This window comes from aff. Roholtiella sp. LEGE 12411 (genome assembly GCF_015206995.1).
Lineage (GTDB): Bacteria > Cyanobacteriota > Cyanobacteriia > Cyanobacteriales > Nostocaceae > Komarekiella.
In genome coordinates, this window is the sequence record NZ_JADEXR010000041.1 from 1 (window position 1) to 23,242 (window position 23,242).

Genomic DNA, 23,242 nt, shown 5'->3' on the forward strand with positions numbered 1-23,242 from the left:
CCCATGCCCCATGCCCCATGCCCCATTCCCAATGCCCAATGCCCTTTCATTTAGAACCGTTAAACCTTTTTGCCAAATCTTCAGTTTTCTGCTGGTAAAATTCCTTGGTTAACATTGGCGGGTATTTAGGAGATTCACCAGCATTTAAGCAAGTCTCAATACAGGCAATTTCTGTATCATCGCCAGGAGACAGAAAGAAAGCTAAAGAGTATCTTTCTGGAAGACTACGGGCATTAGCTGGCATAAGTACCCGATGTTTGGTAGCAGGTAGTTTATCGTTTGTCCATCGCTGCATGACATCTGCGATAAAGACTATGGGTGTGTTAGGGAGTGGGGGCGCAGCAATCCATTCTCCGGCGTTAGTGCAGACCTCTAACCCACCATTATCATCCTGAAAGAGCAAGGAAAGACTGCCCCAATCTGTATGTTCCTCAAAGCGTGCTTCTCCAGGTTGTGGAGGTTCAGATACCTCATAGTAGCGGTGTAAAAGCCCGTAGTCTGCTTGTTGAGGGTGGCGATCGCTAAAATAAGATTCGGGTAAGTTTAAGGCCATGGCCATCGCTTTGAGGATGCGATCGCCTGCGTCATGACAAGCTGTAAATAATTGCTGAACAGCATCACGAAAAGCGGGATGCTGTTCCAGGTGTTGATGAACCTGCTGCACCACAGAGGAATCTGTATCTATACGATCTGTTAAAACGGCTTCTCCAAATACGAAAGCCTCCCGAAAGTCACCATTATATTTAGTGTAAAAGTATCCCAGAGCCGCGCCATCCTTCCAGGCGAGTTGTCTTTTTTCTGCCTCTGGTAGCGCAAAGAAGCCATTAGCCTTAGTAAAGGCTTGATCAATTGCATTTTGGGGGACACAATTTTTCAGATAAAAGCAGCCAACCTCTTGAATTGCCTGCAATACTTGATCGGCAGTAAACTGATGAAAATCAAGGATGGGAATCTGCGTTGAAATAGCAGATTGTTGTTCAAGTTCTTTAATGGAGTTCATAAGTTGAAAGTCGGTGAAGTAAAATAAGTTTGTAGTCAGGACTTTAGTCCTTAAATTTGAGCGATTTATCGCTCACTACGAACCACTACGCCCGTATTTTGTGGCTCGGTCATTGGTTCTATTCAGAAGATGATCGCCGACAAAAGTTGGGGCATATTTGGGAGATTCATTTGCTTTTAAGCAACTTTCTAGACAAGTAACTTCCACATCGTAATCAGGAATCACAAAAAAGCTAAATGAGTACCTTTCTTTAACCGCTTGGAAATCATTCGGGACTGAAACTCGATGAGGTGCAGCGCAAAATTTATCATTTGTCCATCGGGACATCATATCTGCCGGCATGACCAAAACTGTACCAGGAACTGAAGAAGTGGTGAGCCATTCTCCTTGAGGTGTGTATACCTCTAGCCCTCCTCCTTGATCCTGAAACAGCAAGGTGATGCTACCCAAATCAGTGTGTTCAAAAAAGCGAGTTTGTCCTATTTTTGGAGCCTGGGAGATATTGGGATAATAATTGAAAACCCCGGCGTGGTTTTGCTGAGAATGTAAATCGGTAAAATAGGAACTTGGTAATTGTAAGGCGATCGCCAATGCTTCTAGCACACTCAAAGCACATTCCTGGGAAGCTTGGAAAAATTGCTGCAAAACTTGACTAAACTCTGGCGGATTTTGCGGCCATTGATTAGGAACATCCAACGCCTCTGCATAACTGTCAACCTCGGCTTTATTTGAGTCAAGTTCATTAGCAAAACTAAAGGACTCATGTAACTGTCCTGGTTGATTACCAATGAACATTTTCTCAAATGGGATGTATCCTCGACTACGCCCGGTTACTGCTGAGGCTACTTTCTGTTTCTCCTCTAATGGGAGTGCAAAAAATCTTTCGGCTTGAGCAAAGGCTTGGTCAATTAAAGTTTGGGAGATACCATTTTTTAAGTAAAAACAGCCCACCTCTTGAATAGCATGAGAAATTTGGTTAGCAACTGCTGTTTTGGCATTGGTATCACCCACAATAAATGGATGAAAGTCAATAATCGGTATCTGTGTTGAAACAGTTGTTTGCTTTGCAAGTTCGTTGATTGAAGTCATCGTTAAAAAATTCCTAAAAATATAGATGATTATCTCTTGGGTAATAGTTAGCGTTTCTGTACAGATAGAAAAGCTTTTAGAGAAAATGAATTATTCATCACGCATTAACTCACAAGTATTACGTAGCACTTGTGGTAAACTGCGCGATCGCCACCCGCAACAAAGGTGTCAATACAATTAGGATTCCGAGAAACCGCAGTCGGTGCAGAAGTACAATATCCACCGAGATTATCCCAATCACTCCAGGTTGAACCATCCCATACCTTGCGGTACATTGCACCATCACAGCCAACAGTAAAGATATCAAGCCGATTTACAGCAGTAGAAGTGGCGGCGACACCGTATTGGCAATATCCTCCCAGGTTTTCCCAACCACTCCAAGCTGAGCCATTCCACCCCTTGTGATAAATCGCGCCATCTCCCCCTAATACAAAGGTATCAATGCAGTCTGTCCCGCGAGCAACCGCAGCTGGTGCAGAAAGACAGTAACCTCCAAGATTATTCCACTCATCCCAGGCTGAACCATTCCAACGCCTGTGGTACATCCCGCCATCAATGCCAACAGTAAAAATATCTAGCCGATTCTCACCACCAGAAGCGGCGGCGACACCATAGTGAGAGTACCCACCAAGGTTTTCCCAACGACTCCACTTTGAACCATCCCACCATGTGCGGTATGTAGCGCGATCGCTACCCAAAACGAAGGTGTCAATGCGGTTCAGCCCCCAAGAAACCGCAGATGGTGAGGAAATACAATAACCACCGAGTCTTTGCCAATCGCTCCAAGTTGAGCCATCCCACCACTTATGCCATAGAGGGCCAATACTAGCGGTGATCAAGATATCTAGCCGATTTTCTGACCAAGAAGCGGCTGTTACACCATACTGACAGTATCCATCTAGATTTTCCCCATCCGTGGAAAATGTTGGCATATCTGCTGTTGAAGCAGGACTCATTGCCGGAAATGGCATACCGATTGCTGCGGTAGTTGAATAGCTTATTGTCATTGGACTCTTTTCTTCCTTTGCGTTCTTTGCGGTTCCTTAACTAAAGCGTTTTTGAATTAGAATTTTTCCACTACGCTGTACCACTTGTGATATAGTGCGCGATCGCTACCGAGAACAAAGGTATCAACGCGGTTTGATTGCGAAGAAACCGCAGCCGGTGCAGCAATAGAGTAGCCACCGAGATTGTTCCAACCAACCCAGTTTGAGCCATCCCAGTACTTGTGGTACACTGCACCATTACGGCTGATGATATAAATATCTAGCCGATTCTCAGATCCAGAAGCAGCAGTGACACCGTACTGGGAGTAGCCACCGAGTTTTTCCCAACCAACCCAGTTTGAGCCATTCCAGCACTTGTGGTATATGGCGCGATCGCTACCCAAAGCAAAGGTGTCAATCCGGTTCTCTCCTCTAGAAACCGCAGCTGGCGTGGAAATACAGTAGCCTCCAATTTTTTCCCAATCACTCCAAATTGAGCCATCCCAATACTTGCGGTACATGGCTCCATCCCAGTTGACAATAAAAAGATCCAGCCGATTATCTGCCCAAGAAGCAGCTGCGACACCAAACTGAGAGTAGCCCCCAAGATTTAGCCAATCACTCCAGGTTGAGCCATCCCAGTACTTGTAGTAGACGGAGCGATCGCCCCCAATCACAAAAGTATCAATCCGGTTCTCGCCTCTAGAAACCGCAACTGGTGCAGAAATACAGTAGCCCCCCAGCCTTTCCCAATCACTCCAGATTGAGCCATCCCACTTTTTATAGTACATAGCGCTATCCTTACCAATGGTAAAGACATCTAGCCGATTTTCTGCCTCAGAAGTAGCAGCAACACCATACTGAGAGTAACCCCCAAGATTTACTCCATCCATTGCAAAAGATGGCATCTCTTCTGTTGAAGCAGCACCCATCATTGGATATGGGGTTGGTGGAGGATAGGGAATACGTCGAGAAGCATCTAGAGGTTCCATTTCTACTGTCGGCATCTCGTTAGATATTTCCTCTGTAGTTGTTTGGCTTATTGTCATAAAAACTTATAACCTGAATTAATTACGAATTATTTCTTAGACTTTTTAAAATTACCTTAGTGGCTAGTTGATGTCCCGCAGGATTCCAATGACCATCGATATCAAAGTAAAGCTTTTCTTGCTGACTATTTTTTCTAAAATCATCAGTTAAATTGACACAAGTTACCTCTTTTAATTTAGCGATATCACATAATCGTTGATACCCAATTTCTTCATTTTTCAGCAAAGTTACATCATCAGGAAATAGCTGGGCGTAATCGTTGATATATGCTGATTCTTTTGAAGGTACAAGAAAAACAAACAGCTTAACTTGATTTTCTTTGGTCAAGTTAATGATGCGTGATAATGCCGCTTCTACTTTTACAACAGCATCAGATGTTAAATAATCGCTATCTACACCAACACCTGATTCAGGTTGCGCCAGCGATAAATTAAATAGAGTTAAACCATTCTCTGCTTCTCTAGAGATAGGTAAATGCAAGCTTTTTTTGTTATTTTTCAACACAAACTGGTACAAAAAACTTTTTTCATACCAAGGTGAATAACTTCTTTCTTTAAGAGTATTGTATATCTTTTGACCAATATCCGCTGAATAATTAGTCAAGTCATTAGCAACTATAGATAAGATTACTGTATTAGGTTTATATTTAGCTATAAAATCATTAAATAATGTTTCATATTGGGCAAAAGAATAACCAGGAACACCTAAGTTAATTACTGATTGTTTCAATTCTGATTCAATAAGCCGGGGAAATGTTTTTTCCTCACTGACCCATTGCCCCCATGTAAATGAATCTCCAATAAAATACAAGTTGGATTTGGTGTAATCTTTTCTTAAATTCCGAAATCCATAACTATCTGTATTAGCAACTTCTGTAACTTTTGCTTCTTGCCAAACAGTTTTAAAGTCCTTCAGGTTTGATTTCGGCTTGTAGCCTAATTGAGCATCCGGTTGAATAAATTGATAAAAAATTTGCGCCTTGGACTTTTGGGGAACAGCAACTCCCGTACTAATGGCAAAAGTCTCAACGAGCAACAGACCAACCATAACTCCAGCCAACATGAGAAATAAATTTTGTAGCCAAGGCTTTATTTTTTGCATGAATCTTAACTCTTTTAATTACGAATTACGTAGCTTGCTTCTCGCCAAAGGCGAGTATTACGAATTAGTAATTATTTTGGTCAATCCCTGTTGACAGAGTGTTTTAGCCACAATTTCTCCTGCTAACTGATGTCCTAAAGCATTCCAATGCCCATCACAGGGAAAAGTATTATCAAACCCGTGTAAGCAAACGTTATTCTCTTCCGCATACGCCTGAAAAGGTTGTCCTAGATTGATCGTGGTAAAACCTTCTTGTTCTCCTAACGCTGTTATCCGCTTTTCTGGGTAAAACCAATCTGTTAGCCCTGATACCTCCTGAGCATGACGCACGTTAGGATCGGGATTAACTTGGAGGGCAGTTGTTAGCGTCACCACAGCAAAATTCGCTTTCTTGGCGATCGCCTCATCATGTATTAAGCGAATTAGTCCTTCTGTTAGTTGCCATGCTTTTTGCCATTCAGGATCAGTAGCGGTGTTGTAGACAAGCCATTCTGTTTGCTTCCAGACATTTTGCCATTCATGGTCAGTTAACGGAGACAGTTTTGCAGGTTTGGTTGCCAACTGGGGGTCTTGTTTTTCGTTATCTTGACGAGGAAGTGGCAAAGCATATTTTAGTTGCTTTAGAACTTGTAAAATCCGCAAGTGGTCTTGAATTTGGAGATAAGCCTGATGCCACCATGACTTCTGTGAGCGATAGATGTCCATATTCACAAATGAGTCATCAACCACCCAATCACCTTCTTGATCGATAAAATAGGGTTTCATGAGGGCGCTATTATCCATAGCAGTGTTACTCACCATTTTTTCGGTGAGAGTGCGGGAGTTGTTGATCACATCGTTGCCAGTATAGAAATTCAGAAGTACGAGATCTGGTGAATAGTTCCAGACCTTTTGCTGTAAGGAGATTAGTTGTTGATCGGTTCCATAACCATTCACGCCGAAGTTCATCACTTCCACGTCACGACCTGCTAAGGTAGGACAATCTTTCAGTTCACGTTCGATGACTGCTGCAATTCCTTGTGCTTGCGGCACTTGCACAGCTTCTGTAAAGGAATCTCCCAGCAAGGCAATGCGAAAGGTGTTCTCTGGCTTAACCTGCGGATGTTCTCGGTCGTGAAAACCTTCGCTATTGTATTGAACATAAGCTTCTCCTTCGTCACGAACCCACCCAGCTGCATCAGGTCGTCCTGCCCAACCTCTGTGTTGATCAACGGTATAAAATGTGTTAAACTCAATCCCGGCAATGCGTAAGCCAATTTCAACGACAGCCAACCCGAAGAAAATCCCGCCGAGCAGCAAACCGAGGCTCAGCGTTACCTTTACCCAACCCTTTAATGATGTTGTCACGTTACATTCCTTAAAATAACGTGTAAATAAAGGGTGCTAGCACGGATGTTTGTGCGAAGACAATCAGGATACCTAAAAGCAATAGTGTAACGATGAGTGGAAGCAGGAAGAATTTTTGGCGTTCTTTCAGAAAGCCCCATAAATCTTTGAGGAAGTCTTGTGTTGTTTCAAACATTAGAAAGGTTTCTCCATTCTTTCTCTAGGTTTTACTTGAGCGATAACGCGATAGGTTGCTAAATCAGCATCTAACTTTCTTTTCATTGTGTCTTGATGGAACACACCCCGCATCACTAAACCCATTGGCATCAATAAAGCATAGAAAACAATGCCTAGAATGATGCGCGTATTAATCCAGCCTAAAACTAGGCCAATCTTCATCCAAATTTGGTAAATACCATTGAGGGTTGCGGGGGCTATAAGTGCCCAAACCCAAAGGATGGTGGCAATCAACCAAGGTAAAATGGGTAAAGGTTCATGGTGGAGCAGGGGCAGTAGACTACCGAATAAACCAGCTGCGATCGCACCGCCAAGCAGTCCAAAATCCCGTAGTCCTTTGCGATCAAGTTCTCGTATTTCGTTCATCAGCGTTAATCTAATTCAAATTCTGTTTTCCAAGATTCATCTTTGTGGATCTGGGGTTGATCAGATTTGGCAAGGATAAAGTTCTCCAGCACTAAATAATCCATCTCTGTTCTCATAAAACAGCGATAGGCATCTTCTGGGGTACACACAATCGGTTCACCTCGAACATTAAATGATGTGTTTACCAAAACTGCACAACCCGTTTTTGCCTGAAAATGTCGCAGCAGTTCATAGTATCGAGGATTGGTTTGCTGATGAACCGTTTGAATCCGAGCCGAGTAATCTACGTGGGTGATGGCAGGAATGTGCGATCGCTTCACGTTTAACTTTTCAATACCAAACAACTCCTCCTGCTCTTTTGTCATGGAAATCCGTAGTTCAGCTTTGATGGGTGCAACCAAAAGCATATAAGGGCTAGGACGGTCAAGCTCAAAGTAATTGGAAACCTGTTCTGCTAAGACGGAAGGGGCAAAAGGACGGAAGGATTCACGGTATTTAATTTTCAGGTTCATCACCGATTGCATTTTGGGACTGCGAGGATCACCAATAATCGAGCGACCGCCTAACGCCCGTGGGCCAAACTCCATCCGTCCAGAGAACCAACCGATGACATGCTCTTGCTCTAGAATTTCGGCAAGATGAGGCATGAGTTTATCATCTTCTAGGTATTGATAGGGCGCATTTACAGACTGGAGATATTCACGAATTTCTGTTTCCCCAAAACTAGGGCCTAGATAGCCACCCCGCATAGCATCCCCATCCTGGGGAAAACGAGGCTTATCATGATATTGATGCCAAATAGCTAATGCTGCCCCAACTGCCCCCCCTGCGTCTCCAGCGGCGGGTTGAATCCAAATATCTCGAAAATCTGTTTCTCGCAAAATTCGACCATTGGCGACGCAATTCAAGGCAACTCCGCCGGCTAAACAAAGATAGTCTGTATCCAGTTCCTTCTTTACCGTTCTTGCCAAACGCAAAACGACTTCCTCGGTAACGTATTGGATAGAACGAGCTAAATCCATCTCTCGTTGGGTTAATTTACCCTCACTTTCACGGGGCGGACTGCCAAACAGCGTATGGAATTTCGGGGTGGTCATGGTCAACCCCGTGGTGTAGTTGAAGTAGTCCATATTCAACCGAAAGGTTCCATCTTCCTTGAGATCCAAGAGATGGTTAAGGATATGGTCTACATATTTGGGTTCACCGTAGGGCGCTAAACCCATGAGTTTGTATTCCCCAGAGTTGACCTTGAAACCTGTGTAGTAGGTAAAGGCAGAATAGAGCAACCCTAAAGAGTGGGGAAAATCAATTTCCCATTGAGGAGTTAGTTGATGTCCTTCTCCCAACCAAACGGAGGTGGTTGCCCATTCTCCTACCCCATCCAGGCACAGCACCGCCGCCCGTTCAAAGGGGCTGGGAAAAAAGGCAGAAGCGGCGTGAGCTTGGTGATGTTCAGTAAACAAAAGTTGGGGCAATTGCGTTCTTTTGCAATCTCCAAGGGTCGCCAGTTCCCTTTTTAAGAGCGTTTTTAGATAAAGCTTTTCCTTTAACCAAACTGGCATAGCGGCAATAAAGGAAGCCAATCCCTTGGGCGCGTAGGCGAGATAGGTTTCCAGTAGCCGCTCAAATTTAACTAATGGCTTATCGTAAAAAACGATTTGGTCTACTTGTGTCAATACAATACCAGCTTGTTTCAGACAGTAGGCGATCGCACTTTTGGGAAATCTCGCATCATGTTTTTTACGGGAAAAACGCTCCTCTTGAGCGGCAGCAACAATGTCACCGTCAACAACTAAGGCGGCGGCACTATCGTGGTAATAAGCTGAAATTCCCAGAATACGCATTTTTTTATATAAAACTCCTATTTGTTTCTCTCAAAAACTAGTAAATTTTTACTCCCTATCCCCTATTCCCTATTCCCTATCCCCTATCCCCTATTCCCTATTCCCTATCCCCTATTCCCTATTCCCTATATCGCTCAATTTCCATAGACCCAAACTCTTTTGTTTATAGTCTTGTCTTTCAGTCGTTTCTTCATCAATGATTTCGAGCATATCTGGAAATTTGTACGGAGGTAATTGTAAATCTATTGCTCGCCAATCACCTGTAACAATATCTTTATTTTCAAGAATTCCTGGATAAGTTGTAGTTAAAAGATATTGAGAATTGCTTTTTTTAAAGTTTTTAATTACAGCAAGAGCATCTTTAAATGAGAGATGTACTAGACAATCTCTACAGAAAATCAAATCGACTTGAGGGAGTGTATCTGTTGCTAAATCAATAGCAATAAAATCTCTAGTCTCATTACCATAAAGACGTTGATTGTCGGTAATTAAATCGGCAACGATATCACATCCAATATATTTTTCTAGATTTAATTGTGCTTCTTTTAGCCAATAGAAATCTCCACAAGGAGCATCGAGCATTGTTTTGATATTGAGTTTCTCCAGTAAAGCTGGTAATTTTTTGAGAATAACTAATGTTTGCTGAATATTAGAACCTCTGCCAGAAACAGATTCGCGATCGCCCCACCTATTACGATAATATATATCATTAAAAACTTCCTTTCTATTTTTGCCTCGAAACGATAAAAGCATCAATTCATATTGTAAATTAAATGACAGATGGTTCAAGAAAGATTTGATGGGATGTAGAATGCTATCCTTGCTCATAGTTTTTAATTTTAAAAAAGTTTATTGCTAACGGTTACTAAAACTGAAAGTAGACAAAGGGTTGAGGACTGATTGCTGCAAACCGAAGTATTGTTGAAACTAACACTCCATAGAAAACCGCAAAACTCCATTTAGGAATTTTCTGCCACCAGTCCGCAAACCAACCTTTATAGGTTGCCCAATGCATCACAATTAAAGGTATAAAAATCCATCCAATTTGAATATCTAGATTTTGAGATCCAGGAGAATTCAGGAATACAAAAGATTTTTCTACTTGTATAGCAGTTGCTAGATCGTTACTCCGAAAGAAGATTGCAGAGGCACAAAACCAGTAAAATGTCAGGGGGATGCCTAGCATATTTCTCAGTGGCAACAATCGTTTATAGGGAGCAATCCAGGATGACCATTGCTTGTGAACAATTAAAGCAATGCCATTCAATCCCCCCCAAACGACAAAATGCCAAGCCGCACCATGCCAGAATCCAGAGGTAAGCATCAGAATGAGAAGATTTCTAGACCTAAAGAGTTCTGTGCGTTGATCTTTTGGTCGCATTTTCATCAAAGGGGTATAAATATAGTCTCGCAGCCAGGTGAAGAGGGTAATGTGCCAACGTTGCCATAACTGAGTGATATTGCTGGAAAAGTAGGGAAAATTAAAGTTGAGAGGTAGCTTGTATCCAAGTAAACCTGCACAGGCGATCGCCATATCTGAATAGCCAGAAAAGTCGCAGTATATTTGTATAACGAAAGAAATAACAGCAATCCAACAACTTAAGGCGGTATAAATCTCTGGATTCGTGAAATACTGGTCTACCAATGGAGAGAGATTATCCGAAATACAAGCTTTCTTAAAATATCCCACCAGAAAAAGCGTTAAACATCCTCGAAAATCAACCTCGTTTAAACTTTTCGGGGTTAGTAGTTGAGGTAAAAAAGTAGATGCGCGGACAATGGGGCCCGCAACTAATTGAGGGAAAAAAGATACAAATAGAGAAAAATCCCAAAAACTTCTAACAGGTTTGAGTTTACCCAGATACGCATCAATTGAATAGCTCAGAGTTTGAAATGTGTAAAAACTAATGCCTGCTGGAAGAATGATTGCAAGGGTTTTAATACTAATAGGTAATCCCAAAAAAGTTAATAAGTTTGAGGCAGAATCAACGAAAAAGTTATAGTACTTAAAAAATCCTAATAATCCTAGATTTACTACTAAACTGAGTGCTAACCATGCTTGGCGCTGCGGCTGATTTAGGGGTTCATTTAGTAGTGCATCCCAAGAAAATGTGTTTATCCATCCGTTCTTAGTTTTTTCTCTATCTACTGCTTCGCTAATTTTAATTTCTTGTCCTACTGTTGAACAATCTACCTGTGGTCTATATAGCATCAAACCGACAAAGTAATCAACAACTGTAGAAAGTAAAAGCAGGGAAAGAAAACGCCAATCCCAAGCACCATAGAAAATATAACTACAGGCTAGCAACCAGGTTTTACGATGATTGTGTTTCTGTAAAGCCCAGTAGACGCAGAAAATAAGAATAAAGAAAAAGAGAAAACGAAATTCTGTAAAAACCATATTTATTATAATGGGTGAATTAACTTCTACCAAATCAATTCTGACTTATAGATATAGGCTGTTGATTATATATTTCCTTTTGAGATAACTTAAGATGTTCAGAAAACTTTGCAGCCAAAGCGCGTGTGAATTCTTGAGCGCCTTGGTGATTTAAATGCCTAGCATCAGCTCGGCGTTCAATGTCATAGAGAGTGGCGAAAGTATTGGGATTATTAAAAGCCAATATGGTCGAAATATGTCCTAAATCGTAAGCTCTCATAATAGCAGAATGGTCCCCATCAGAATCTAGAATTGGAGGAATAAAAAAGATAGGTTCAACTTTAATTTTGTTTATCTCCTCTTGACTATCAATTCTATAAATCATCTTTTTAATAATTTTAAGCGCATAAGAATCGAGTGGATATACAGATGTATTTTCTCGATCCAAAACTCCTAATTTTGCTTGCTTTAATCTAATTTTATAACTCTGCAAGTAATTCAATTGAAAAGTTTTTTTCCACTCTTCACTATTTTTCAGCCAATCCATTGCGTAATATCCAGCTTCCTGTAGTAATTTTTCACCAGTTATTCTTTTGGATAATGGATCTAATTTTGGCTGCCAATAATTAGAAAAATAACCAATCCCTAGCCATCGATGGAGAAAGCTTATTGAATTTGCATAATATCCGCTAATCTTATCTTTAAAACTATAGGTTGATTCTGCGATTAATTTAAAATTCTCTATCGTTTTTATAGGAGTATGCCAGTAAACATTTTTAGCTGAATTCGGTGCTTCTTCCATGTAAATGTTATCCAAACAATCTAAAAATATCCATTTTAATTTTGCTGGTTTTAAAGCTAGAATTTTTTGCAAGTAGAAATCCATTTCAGCTACATTTGCCGCCAATATACCAAAATTGAAAGATCTGATCTTCTTATCATTCTCTGCCATTGTTTCATCAAAGACTTTGGGTGTAACTCCTTGATATGTGGTACTTGGCCCCAAAAAAATAACATTATAATCATCTTTGTGTTCAGTAAAATATTGGAATTTAACACTGATGTCATCAAGATTTTGAGGAGTACCAGAAGATGGTAAAACTGTATTGATTAATCCAGCCGTCGAAATCAAAGCAAGCAGAAAAACCAAGCTATAACCAAACATAATTAGTGGTTTTGGCACTATTTTTTTTAAAATATCTACATTCATTGTCAGGTTGCCTTGAGAATAAACACTTTATTTTTGCCTTACGCAGAGAGAAAATATAAAATTATAACTTTTGCCAAAAGTCTAATCTTCAGAAGAAATTAAAATCGATGTATTTTTATTATTTCTTTGGGTGTAAAACTCGCTTGTCAGAATGGGTGGATACTTTGCAGTTTCATTTGCACCTAAACAACTCTCAGGACAGGCAATTTCGGCATCATTATTAGGAGAAGCAAAAAAAGCAAAGGAGTATCTTGGTTGGATGGATTGGGATGCATACGGTATTTTAACTTGGTGCTTTGTGGCATAAACTTTATCGTTCGTCCATCGTTGTAAAATTTCTCCTGCCATCACAACAACCGTATCAGGAATCAGGGGAACTGGAACTCGCTCTCCAGTTTTGGTGCAAATTTCCAACCCTTCTACCTCATGTTGAAACACATAAGTGATAGTATTTCCATCTGTATGTTCTCCCAGGCGAATGTTTTGGGTTTTGGCAGGTTCAGATGCACCAAGATAGTGATGCAAACCCATTGCATGATTTTGCTCAGAATGCAATTTGGTAAAATAAGATTCTGGCAGTTTCAAAGCAATGGCTAAGGCTTCAAGGACTTTCAGCGCACTTGCGTGACAAGCTGCGAAGAATTGCAACATCACTTCATGAAATTCCGGTTGATTTTGCAGCCATTGGTTAGGTTGGTGAAAAGGATGATCTAGTGCATCCAATTCCTCTGGGTTCATTTCCCTACCAAAGTAAAATTGTTCGCTGAGTATGCTTGACATCCCCATAGGGATATATCCTCGGTGACACTTTTCTGTTAAAGCTACCTGCTTTTTCTCTTCTAACGGCAGTGCAAAAAAATGCTTGGCTTGAGCAAAGGTTTGAGCAATTAGAGTTGCGCTGATATCATGATTTTTTAGGTAGAAACATCCCATATCCTGTAAAGCACTGACAATTTGATTGGCAATTAATTCTTTAGCAACCGTGTCACCCACTAAAAATAGATGGAAGTCAATGAGGGGAATCGGCGTTGAAACAATAGATTTTTTTGAAAGTTCGTTGGTTGAGATCATCGTTAAAAATTTCTAAAAAGGAAATTAATTATGCGTTGTCTAAAATCCGGCGTTGCCAAATTGAGTAGAGACGTAGCACTGCTACGTCTCTACATTTTTTGTCGGAGATACCTATTGTTTTTCAGATGTATAGCTTCCTGTAGCGACTTGATTGATATATTCATGGGTACGAATTGGTGGATAGCTGGGAGTTGCATTTGCCTTGATGCAATTTTCTAAGCAAGTAATTTCGGCATCATAATCGGGAGATTCAAAATAGATAATCGAGTACCTGGGATTACTAGGGAATTTGGAGGGTAGGGGAACTCGATGTTTGGTGGCGGGAAACTTGTCGTTTGTCCAGCGCTGCATTAAATCTGCAAGAATAACCAGAGTTTTACCAGGGAGGTAGGGCGCTGCAACCCATTCCCCTGCATTGGTGCAAACTTCTAGCCCAGCCGTCTCATCTTGAAATATTAAAGTAATACTGCCGTAATCTGTATGTTCAGCAAACCGAGTTTCGCCAGGGGAAAGAGTTTCCTGTAAAGGTGGATAGTGATTGATGGAGGTGTTGAAGTTGCGTTCTAGATGGAAATCGGTAAAGTAGGACTCTGGTATTTTTAAGGCGATCGCCAGTGCTTGTAAAATACTAAAGGACGCATCACGACAAGTTGTAAAAAATTCCAATAGGGTTTGGCGAAACTCTGTTTGGTTTTCAGGCCATTGATTTGGTTCACCAAACCTCTGGTGAGTTCCATCCGCTTCAGCTGGTGCAACATCTAAACCATAATTGAATGCTTCCAGTAATACCCGCTCTTTTCCACGAGCAACGTAGCCTCGACTTGTTCCAGGAAACAGTTTTGCTTGATTTTTCTCCTCCTCTGGTAGTGCGAAAAAAGCCTGTGCTTGAGCAAAAACTTGCTCAACCAAGCCCTGAGGTACACAATTTTCGAGGTAAAAACATCCAGTTTCTTGAATAGCAGACGAAATGCGATCGGCAACTGCTTGCTTGGTAGCGGTATCACCGACTATAAACGGATGGAAATCAATCATCGGAATCGGTGTGGAAACAATTATTTGGGGTTCACGTTCTTTGATTGGGTTCATTGGTAAAAAATTCCTCTTCGTAATTCTGCGCGGTGTCCAGATACCTGACTTCTTTAAGAAGTTGGGGATCTAAATTTTCAATTCATAAACATTCCAAAATGTTCCTTGTAAAGCAGAGTGTTTCACCCCCTGAATACGATTTCGCACGGACACCATTGATAATGAGTTCACTAAATAAATAAACGGCAAATATTCCTGACTAAGCTGTTGAGTTTCTGCATAAATCTGCTGGCGTTGTGCTTCATTTGCTGCTGCACCTTGAATGTAGAGATCATCAATCTTTTGTTCCCAATCTGCTACCTGCTGTCCAGTAATCGGCATTTGTCCGGCTTGGGGTTGGCGATTAAAAAAATGCCAGTTCCCTTTAGTAGACCAAATATTTACTGCTTCGTTGGGTTCTACCGTCATTGGGAAACCATCAATAATCTGACAATCCCAATCCAGACGATTTGTTAATTTGTCTACAACTAAGCCGACTGCAATCAAATTCAAATCTACCTGGATTCCTATCTGGTTCAAATCGTTTTGAATCAGTGGAGCCATGTTTTGCAACACCTTATTACCAACATTAGCGGTGAGCGTAAATCGGACTCGATTCCCATCGACATCGAATAACTCACCTTGATTGTTGTATCGAAAACCTGCTTTGAGAAGTAACGCTTTTGACTTCTGAGGGTTATAGTCGTAGACTGGTAAACCTGTTTCTTGAGAAAGATAGTAAGGACTTTGCACTGCGATGGGCGAATTTTGTAGTGCTCCTATCCCCCCAAAGAGATTGGTGAGCATACGCGGACGATTGATGCTATGAGCAACCGCTTGGCGGAATGCCACTGTATTGAACCAGCGAGATTTAATAGGATCAATTAGAGGCTTACCATTTCTGCGTCCTGTATTCAAATTAAACATCATAGCTGTGGTTCCTGTTTGAGAACCGCCATTATAAATTGTGAATTCTCCCTGTTTTTCTTCTCGTTTCAATAATGAAAAATAATTAGGATTTACATCAATAAAATCAAGACTTCCAGAACGAAATTGGATTAACGCCGTATCATTATTACTGACCGTGCTTTGAATAATGCGATCAATATAAGGCTGAGTGTGACTTTGAGCATCTTTACGCCAGTAATAGGGATTTTTGCGAAAGGTTATCCGCTCACCTGGAATGTATGATTCTAATTTATAAGCACCGTTACTAATAATTTGGTTGGGTGGAGTATCTGTACCCCAGGTTGAAAGGAATAACGGTCTACCTGCGGAGTCTTTCGTATTGATGGACGATCGCAGGATGTGAGCGGGTAAAATTTCTAGTTTTGTTGTGCGAATAAAGGGGGCAAAAGGTTCTGGAAGGGTAAATTCAACCCGCCAATTATCCAGTTTCTTCACTGTAGGAAAACTGCGAGTTTTACCTATTTGTAAAAAATCTTTTGCATAAGAAGGAATGGCGATATTCGTATAAATATCTTTATAAGTAAATACTACATCATCGGCAGTCAGCGGTTCACCATCTGACCATTTCAGTCCTTTTCTCAGGGTAAAAATAATTTGCTTTTGGTCTTCAGAAATCTCCCACGATCGCGCTAATGCTGGTTCAATTTCTCCTCGACCATTTTCACGAATTAGACCTTCATAAAGGTAAGTCAAAATCCCGACTCCCTGCTCCATCAACTGAGGGTTAAAGGTATTGGGTTCAATAGAACTACTAACAATGATTTGAGATCCGGCTACTGCTTTGTAGAGCAAGTTAGTTTGGACACAACTAACTAGGACAAACGCCAGGATAAATCCTAGTAAAAGTGGCGATTGCCGACGGCGGATAGCGGTAAATGTGATCAATCTTCGCATAGTTGTGTTCTTGAGAAACTTCTTGTACCTGCCCTACATGGCGCTGTATCCCCCATCCACCATCAAAACTGCCCCCGTTACATAAGAAGCTGCCTCAGACGCGAGAAATATCACTGGGCCGATGAGTTCCTCTGGTTTACCGCGTCGCTGCATAGGAATCACAGCACTTAGATGTTGTTGATCCTCTTGTGGCGATCGCTGAAATGTTTCAGTACCTTCCATGATGTTGTCGATATAGCCAGGAGCAAAAGCATTGACACGAATTTGATGATCTGCCCATTCCAGAGCAAGCGATCGCACTAGTAAATTTACTCCTCCTTTGGCTGCTGTATAAGCCGCCGAGCCGTTGATTCCCACTACACTCCCGATGGAAGAGTTCATGATAATTGAGCCGCCTATGCCTTGTTCGATCATTTGTAGTGCCGCCAGTTGAGCGCAGTGAAAGTATCCCTTCAAATTGACGTTGATGATGTTATCCCACTCTAATTCTTCTAAGTCAGCCGCCGATTTGATGATGTCAATGCCGGCATTACACACCATAATGTCGAGTCTGTGATAGTGCGCTACAGTTTGCTCAATTAGGCGTAAACAATCTTGGCGATTTCTGACATCGGTGGGAATGGCGATCGCTTCGCCTCCATCTGCTTGAATCATTTGTGCAGTTTTTTCTGATTCCGGCTCTTTGATATCGGCAATTACAACTTTTGTGCCTACAGATGCTAATCCTTGAGCTATTGCTCTACCTATGCCTCGTGCGGAGCCTGTGATAATGGCAACTTTACCTGTTAGATCGAAAAGGGAGGATTTCACAATTGTTTTTCTAGTTTGAATTAGAGGGGTTTTAAAATGAATTCTATAAAATAATTTTCACAATTCATTTTAAGATTCCTATAAACTTTTTATTAAATTGCGGATAGTGTCTGCTTGCTGAACTATGGTAGGTTTTTCAAACAGGGAAACTAAGGGTAAATCTGCTTGCAAAGCTTTTTGTAATTTGTATATGACTTGTAGAACAAGAGCGGAATGTCCCCCAAGTTCAAAGAAGTTATCTTGAGTACTGATGTCTTCTAGCTCTAAAACCTCTTTCCAAATAGCCAACACGATTTCTTCTGTAGGGTTGGTAGGTTCAGCAAAATTATTATGATAAATTTTCGTCGTTACTGGTAATTTGGAATTTTGAATCGGTAAATTTTCTCCTTCAGATAAAAAAGGAAGTTCACTAAGACGTTGGTCAGGATTGGTAACAATATATTCCAGCAAAGTTTGAAATATCGTAATCATTCTGGCAATAGTAGCAGCTTCAAATAAATCGGTTTTGTAGACTAGAGTGCCTTCAATTCCCTCTGATGTTTCCTGGAGTGTCAGATTTAAATCAAACTCTGCTGTGTCTTTGGTATCCGTTGCAATGAACTCCTCTTTCAAAGTCAAATTTGCCAGTTTTAAATCATCTTCTGGAGTGTTTTGGAAGACAAACATTACCTGAGCTAGCAATGTGTAACTAGAGTCTCTAACTGGTTGCAGTTCTTCTACTAGTTTGATGAAGGGCATTTCCTGATGTGCATACACTCCTAAAGCTACTTCCCGCAACCGTCGCAGTAGTTCGCGGAAGCTGGGATTGCCTTCTAAGTTGGTGCAAAATGGCAGTAAGTGGACAAAGAAACCAATTAGTCCTTCTGTTTCCGGGCAGGTACGATTGGCAACAGTGCTGCTAACGATGATGTCTGGTTGTCCTGTGTAGCAGAAAAGTAATGTCTTGAGTGCTGCTAACAAGGTCATAAATAGGGTTACGCCTTCTTGCTGACTCAAGGTTTTGAGTGCTTTGGTTAAGTCTTTGGAGATTACCAACGGTTGACGCGCACCTGTGAAGGTTCGCACTGATGGGCGTGGATGGTCAGTTGGTAGTTTCAAGACTGGAGGGGTAACACCTAAATGTTGTTTCCAGAATTGCATCTGTGATTCTAAAACTTGCCCTTGTAACCATTGTCGTTGCCAATGGGCAAAGTCTGCATATTGGATGGGTAATTCGTTTAGGGGTGAGGGTTCACTCTGAGAAAAAGCCTCGTAAAAAGTTGCCAGTTCTTGGGTTAACACGCTAAAAGACCAACCGTCGGCAACAATATGGTGTGTAGTGACTACGAGCAAATGCTCGGTTTCACTCAAACGCCAAAGTTTACTCCGCAATAACGGCCCTCGCGCCAAATCGAAAGGCTGCTTAATTTCTTTCTCAGCTTGTCGTTTCGCTTCCGTTTCCGGGATGTCTTGTGAGTCTATTACGGCGAAGTCAAAGACAGGCTCAGGGGAAATTGCATACACCACTTGTCCGTTCTCAACCTTAAATGTAGTTCGCAGGGTTTCGTGCCGACGCACAATTTCTCTTAAACTATGCTCTAACGCCTTCACATCTAGCGAACCCGTGACGCGATAAACTAGCGGCAAGTTGTAAACAGGATTGCCAGGATAGAATTGCTCGAAAAACCAAAACTCTAATTGAGTTAAGGAGATGGGTAGTAAGTAGTCACGCTGGACGGCTTTTAATGGGATGATTTCCTGCAAAAGTTCTTGCCCAATAGCTGCCTCGACTGTTCGAGCGAAACTAGCGATCGCCGGAGATTCAAATAAACTTCGTAGAGGCAATTCTATCTTAAATGCTTTGCGTGTCAGAGAAATCACCTGGGTAGCAAGTAAAGAATGTCCTCCTAAATTAAAGAAGTTGTCATAAATTCCAACTTGTTCTAGCCCCAAAACATCCCTCCAAATACCTGCCAAAATTTCTTCCGTGGGAGTCCGGGGTGCAACAAAAGTTTGAGCTAATTCTGGTCGGCTGGTTGTTGGTTCGCTTAAAGCGCGACGGTTAACTTTACCATTGGGGGTCAGGGGAAAAGACTCCATTTGCACAAAAGCCGATGGAATCATGTATTCTGGCAACTGGTCTTGAAGAAAAGTACGCAACTGTTCGACGGTAACTGTCTGTCCTTGAATTGGTACGAAGTAAGCGACTAAATATTTTTCTCTGGCACTTTGCCCAAACACCTTAGCCACTGCTTGATTAATTTGGGGATGTTTGCTCAAGATTGCTTCAACTTCGCCAAGTTCAACCCGAAAACCCCGGACTTTTACTAAATCGTCTATCCGTCCTAAAAATTCGATGTTGCCATCTGGTAAATATTTAGCTAAGTCGCCAGTTTTATATAATTTTGAATTGTAAAAGGGATTTGGGACAAATTTTTGCTCTGTCAAATCTGGGCGGTTGAGGTAGCCACGAGCTAAACCATCACCGCTAACGTAGAGTTCCCCAGGAACGCCGATTGGGACGGGTTGGCGATTGCAGTCCAATAGATAAACTTGCACGTTAACCGCAGGCTTACCAATTGGGGGATAAATAGGCCATTCTTCTGGTTGGTTGCTAAAAGTATAAGCTGTGACTAAATCTGCTTCCGTGGGGCCATAGAAATTATAGAGTCTACAATTCTCCAGACGCTGAAACAGCTTAATCATTGGTTGCGTAATCTGGAGTTGTTCACCACAGGCGATCGCTTCTCTAATGTTCTTAAATAGATGTTCTTCTTCTCCGTATATTTCTGCTAATTGTTGCCATAAGGTGACGGGAAGAAAAACTTTGGCAATTGGTTCAAATGCAAGTAACTGAATTAATTGATCTAAATCCTTGCGATCGCTTTCGCCAATCATATATAGTGTGCCACCCAAACCCCACGCCGCAAACATTTCGTGATAGCTGACATCAAAGCTTAGGGAGGCAAACTGGAGAACACCAACGCCTGTTGCCATCTTCGCCTGATGGTGTTCTATTAAATTGGTGAGCGATCGATGGGGGACGAGAGTACCTTTAGGAGTTCCTGTAGACCCAGAAGTGTAGATTATGTAAGCTAAATTATCAGCTTTTAATTCAACTTGCGGATTGAACTCCAATTCATCGCCAATATCGTCCCAATCATCATCTAACACAATGAGATGATGAGCAAATTTGCCATGCAGTAATGACTTTAAACTAGCTTGGGTCAATACGACGGTTGCACAAGTATCCCCCAGCATAAATGCTAAACGCTCTGGGGGATAGGTAGGGTCAAGGGGAACACAAGCGCCTCCAGCTTTGAGGGTTCCTAATATGGCAACTGCTGCCTCTAATGAACGTTCCAGACAAATTCCTACGGGTACATCTGGTTTGATACCCAGACGTTGCAGATGATGGGCTAGTTGATTGGCGCGTTGGTTTAATTCTCGGTAGGTCAATTGTTGTTTGTCATATACCACCGCCACAGATTCGGGTGTTTTTTCGACTTGCTGCTCAAATAATTGATGGATGCAATAATTGATGGGTTGGGCGGCTTGGGTAGCGTTCCACTCTACTAACAGTAAATCTTGTTCTGCTGGTGTGAGTAGCGGTAGTTCGCCTGCACTGCGATGAGGTAACTCAACAATCCCCTGTAACAGCGTGAGCAAATGACCAATCATGCGGTCAATGGTATCTGCGTCAAAGCGATTGCGATCGTAGTTGATTTTGATTACCAGTTCTTCACCGGGAATTGCCACCACGGTTAAGGGATAATTGGTTTCTCCGAGAGCTTGGCGATCGCTTATGCTTAAATTTCCTGGAAGTGCTTGCAAGGTTGCGTTTACAGGATAATTTTCAAACACGACAATGCTTTCAAACAAAGGTTGATTCCGAGGAATCTCACTCACACCTTGAATATCTACCAGTGAACTATATGAATACTGCTCTCGTTCTACATGCTCTTGTTGCAATTGCGCCAGCCAAGGCAACAAATCGGTTGTCTCAGGAATTTTTACCCGTACAGGTAGGGTGTTAATAAATAACCCCACCATCGACTCTACGCCAGATAAGTTATGAGGACGACCAGACACTGTAGCCCCAAACAACACGTCAGACTCACCACTGTAGCGACTCAGTAACAACGCCCAAGCTGCCTGCACTAAGGTAGAAACGGTGAGATGATGTTGTTGGGCAAAAGATTTTAAGGTAGCAGTTGCCTCGGCTGATAGATGTTGGTGTCGAATATAAGTAGTTTGCTGCTGGTGAGCAATCTGCCCTGTTGCTTGTTCCACAACTAAAGGGGTAGAAGCAGTAAAACCCTCAAGGGTTCGCCGCCAAAATCTTTCTGCACTAGACAAGTCTTGCTGCTGCAACCAATTAATGTAGTCTCGATAAGGGCGAGGTGGAGTTAAATATAACTGTTGACCATTGTTGATGGACTCGTAAAAAGCAAAGATTTCTTTGAAGAGAATCGGCCAGCTCCAACCATCAAGCAATATATGATGAAAGCTCCAGACAAAATGATAAGTCTGGTCTGCTAACCGAAATAAAGCAAAGCGCATCAAGGGAGCTTTGTCAAGTTCAAAACTTTGCTCTCTATCTGTGTTTAAGAAAGAATTAATTTGTGTTTGCTGTTCCTCTGTTGAGAGCAAACGCAAGTCGATATTAATCCAAGGTAAATTAACCTGTTTACGCACTACTTGAACTGGTTGTTTACGATTCTTCCAAACAAAAAGAGTCCGTAAAGCCGAGTGTCTCTGCACTACTTGTTGCCAAGCTTGCTCAAACGCACTCTTGTTTAGCTCGCCATGAACAGTGAAGCGAAACTGCTCAAAATATATTCTTGATTCTGACTGATAAAGAGTATGAAATAACATCCCCTGCTGCATTGGCGATAGAGGGTAGATGGCTTCAATATCTTTAGTTTTATTTTGATTTTGTATAGCTATCATTGCTGTGTTTCTTGTAATATATATTTTGTTAATTAACCGCAGAGAGAAAAACGCAATTTTAATATGAAAGCGGTTCGTTTATTTATATTTAGAGAAAATGTTTGTTACTAAAAAGCTGCTGTAGACAATCCACCATCGACTGAAATAGTTACACCAGTGATATAACTAGCGCATTCTGAACTTAGAAAAGCAACTAAATTGGCAACTTCACTAGAAAGTCCGCGACGACCTACAGGAATGGTGTTATCTATTTCTTGTGCGATCGCATCAATATTTCGGTTTTCTTTTTGAGCAAATATTTCTAAATATTCTCTATGTCTTGGTGTATCAATAATACCGGGGTTAACAGAGTTAACTAACACATTCCATTTGGCAACTTCCGTAGCTACAGATTTGGTAAAATTAATTAATGCTGCATTCGCCACTCCTGATTTAATTAAACGAGAGGAAGGTTCTTTCCCGGATGTGCCAATAATATTGACAATTCGTCCCCATTTCTGACTTTTCATGGTAGGTAAAACCAGATTGGTCATGCGGATGTAACCTAGCAATTTCCGTTCAAAAACATCTCTCCAATCTTCATCTGATAAAGTTTCTATCGCCGCACCACTAAATTTTGCCCCTTCTGAGTTATTGATTAAAATGTCAATTTTCCCAAATTGATTGAGAGCATTCTGAGTTAATTTTTCAGAGTCAGTTGCCTTTTGCACATCAGCCGAGAAAGTGATGATTTTTGCTGGTAAATTCACCAGACTTTGATAAGCCTGTTCTAATCGGTCTGTGTTTCTTCCACAAATTATTAAATTACAGCCTTCTGCTGCCAGTTTTTGGGATATGGCATAACCAATGCCAGCACTAGCTCCTGTCACTAAAGCTACTTTTCCTGTTAGTCCTAAATCCATATTAATAGTC

General features: G+C 41.5%; 18 protein-coding genes. All 18 read right to left on the bottom strand.

Annotated elements, in window-relative coordinates:
• Positions 1-46 precede the first annotated feature (46 nt).
• The 18 genes from IQ246_RS11780 to IQ246_RS11865 all read right to left on the bottom strand — a co-directional run bounded on the left by IQ246_RS11780 (position 47) and on the right by IQ246_RS11865 (position 23,232).
• Positions 47-1,000 carry an isopenicillin N synthase family oxygenase gene (locus tag IQ246_RS11780; RefSeq protein WP_194003178.1) on the bottom strand — a complete coding sequence of 318 codons (954 nt, stop codon included), beginning with the start codon at positions 998-1,000 and terminating at the stop codon, positions 47-49.
• Positions 1,001-1,075: 75 nt separating this feature from the next.
• Complete coding sequence (locus tag IQ246_RS11785; protein WP_194003180.1) at positions 1,076-2,089, bottom strand: isopenicillin N synthase family oxygenase; 1,014 nt, start codon at positions 2,087-2,089, stop codon at positions 1,076-1,078.
• 104 nt (positions 2,090-2,193) lie between these two features.
• Positions 2,194-3,096, bottom strand: coding sequence for a carbohydrate-binding protein (locus tag IQ246_RS11790; protein ID WP_194003182.1), 903 nt, complete (start codon positions 3,094-3,096; stop codon positions 2,194-2,196).
• A gap of 56 nt (positions 3,097-3,152) precedes the next feature.
• Positions 3,153-4,124 carry a carbohydrate-binding protein gene (locus tag IQ246_RS11795; protein ID WP_194003184.1) on the bottom strand — a complete coding sequence of 324 codons (972 nt, stop codon included), beginning with the start codon at positions 4,122-4,124 and terminating at the stop codon, positions 3,153-3,155.
• 22 nt (positions 4,125-4,146) lie between these two features.
• Positions 4,147-5,226: an SGNH/GDSL hydrolase family protein gene (locus IQ246_RS11800; RefSeq protein WP_194003186.1), complete on the bottom strand. Its 1,080-nt coding sequence runs from the start codon at positions 5,224-5,226 to the stop codon at positions 4,147-4,149.
• Positions 5,227-5,283: 57 nt separating this feature from the next.
• Positions 5,284-6,573, bottom strand: coding sequence for an SGNH/GDSL hydrolase family protein (locus IQ246_RS11805; RefSeq protein ID WP_194003187.1), 1,290 nt, complete (start codon positions 6,571-6,573; stop codon positions 5,284-5,286).
• A 10-nt stretch (positions 6,574-6,583) separates the two neighbouring features.
• A complete protein-coding gene (locus IQ246_RS11810; RefSeq protein WP_194003189.1) occupies positions 6,584-6,748 on the bottom strand; it encodes a DUF5989 family protein in 165 nt (54 codons plus the stop codon).
• On the bottom strand, positions 6,748-7,155 hold the full coding sequence (locus tag IQ246_RS11815; RefSeq protein ID WP_194003191.1) for an SxtJ family membrane protein: 408 nt from the start codon (positions 7,153-7,155) through the stop codon (positions 6,748-6,750). The genes IQ246_RS11810 and IQ246_RS11815 overlap by 1 nt, the downstream gene beginning before the upstream one ends.
• A gap of 5 nt (positions 7,156-7,160) precedes the next feature.
• Positions 7,161-8,999 (bottom strand): carbamoyltransferase, encoded by a 1,839-nt coding sequence (locus IQ246_RS11820; protein ID WP_194003193.1) that lies wholly within the window; start codon positions 8,997-8,999, stop codon positions 7,161-7,163.
• Between the two features lie 111 nt (positions 9,000-9,110).
• A complete protein-coding gene (locus IQ246_RS11825; protein ID WP_194003195.1) occupies positions 9,111-9,827 on the bottom strand; it encodes a class I SAM-dependent methyltransferase in 717 nt (238 codons plus the stop codon).
• 37 nt (positions 9,828-9,864) lie between these two features.
• A complete protein-coding gene (locus IQ246_RS11830; protein ID WP_194003197.1) occupies positions 9,865-11,400 on the bottom strand; it encodes an MBOAT family protein in 1,536 nt (511 codons plus the stop codon).
• Positions 11,401-11,434: 34 nt separating this feature from the next.
• A complete protein-coding gene (locus tag IQ246_RS11835; protein WP_194003199.1) occupies positions 11,435-12,589 on the bottom strand; it encodes a hypothetical protein in 1,155 nt (384 codons plus the stop codon).
• Between the two features lie 81 nt (positions 12,590-12,670).
• Complete coding sequence (locus tag IQ246_RS11840) at positions 12,671-13,660, bottom strand: isopenicillin N synthase family oxygenase (protein WP_194003200.1); 990 nt, start codon at positions 13,658-13,660, stop codon at positions 12,671-12,673.
• Between the two features lie 111 nt (positions 13,661-13,771).
• Positions 13,772-14,746 (bottom strand): isopenicillin N synthase family oxygenase, encoded by a 975-nt coding sequence (locus IQ246_RS11845; protein ID WP_194003202.1) that lies wholly within the window; start codon positions 14,744-14,746, stop codon positions 13,772-13,774.
• A gap of 69 nt (positions 14,747-14,815) precedes the next feature.
• Positions 14,816-16,588, bottom strand: coding sequence for an ABC transporter substrate-binding protein (locus IQ246_RS11850; protein WP_194003204.1), 1,773 nt, complete (start codon positions 16,586-16,588; stop codon positions 14,816-14,818).
• Positions 16,589-16,621: 33 nt separating this feature from the next.
• Entirely contained in the window at positions 16,622-17,398 is a 777-nt protein-coding gene (locus IQ246_RS11855; protein ID WP_194003206.1) for an SDR family NAD(P)-dependent oxidoreductase, read from the bottom strand.
• 78 nt (positions 17,399-17,476) lie between these two features.
• On the bottom strand, positions 17,477-22,330 hold the full coding sequence (locus tag IQ246_RS11860; RefSeq protein ID WP_194003208.1) for a non-ribosomal peptide synthetase: 4,854 nt from the start codon (positions 22,328-22,330) through the stop codon (positions 17,477-17,479).
• Between the two features lie 107 nt (positions 22,331-22,437).
• Positions 22,438-23,232, bottom strand: a complete 795-nt coding sequence (locus IQ246_RS11865) for an SDR family oxidoreductase (protein WP_194003210.1) — start codon at positions 23,230-23,232, stop codon at positions 22,438-22,440.
• Positions 23,233-23,242 lie beyond the last annotated feature (10 nt).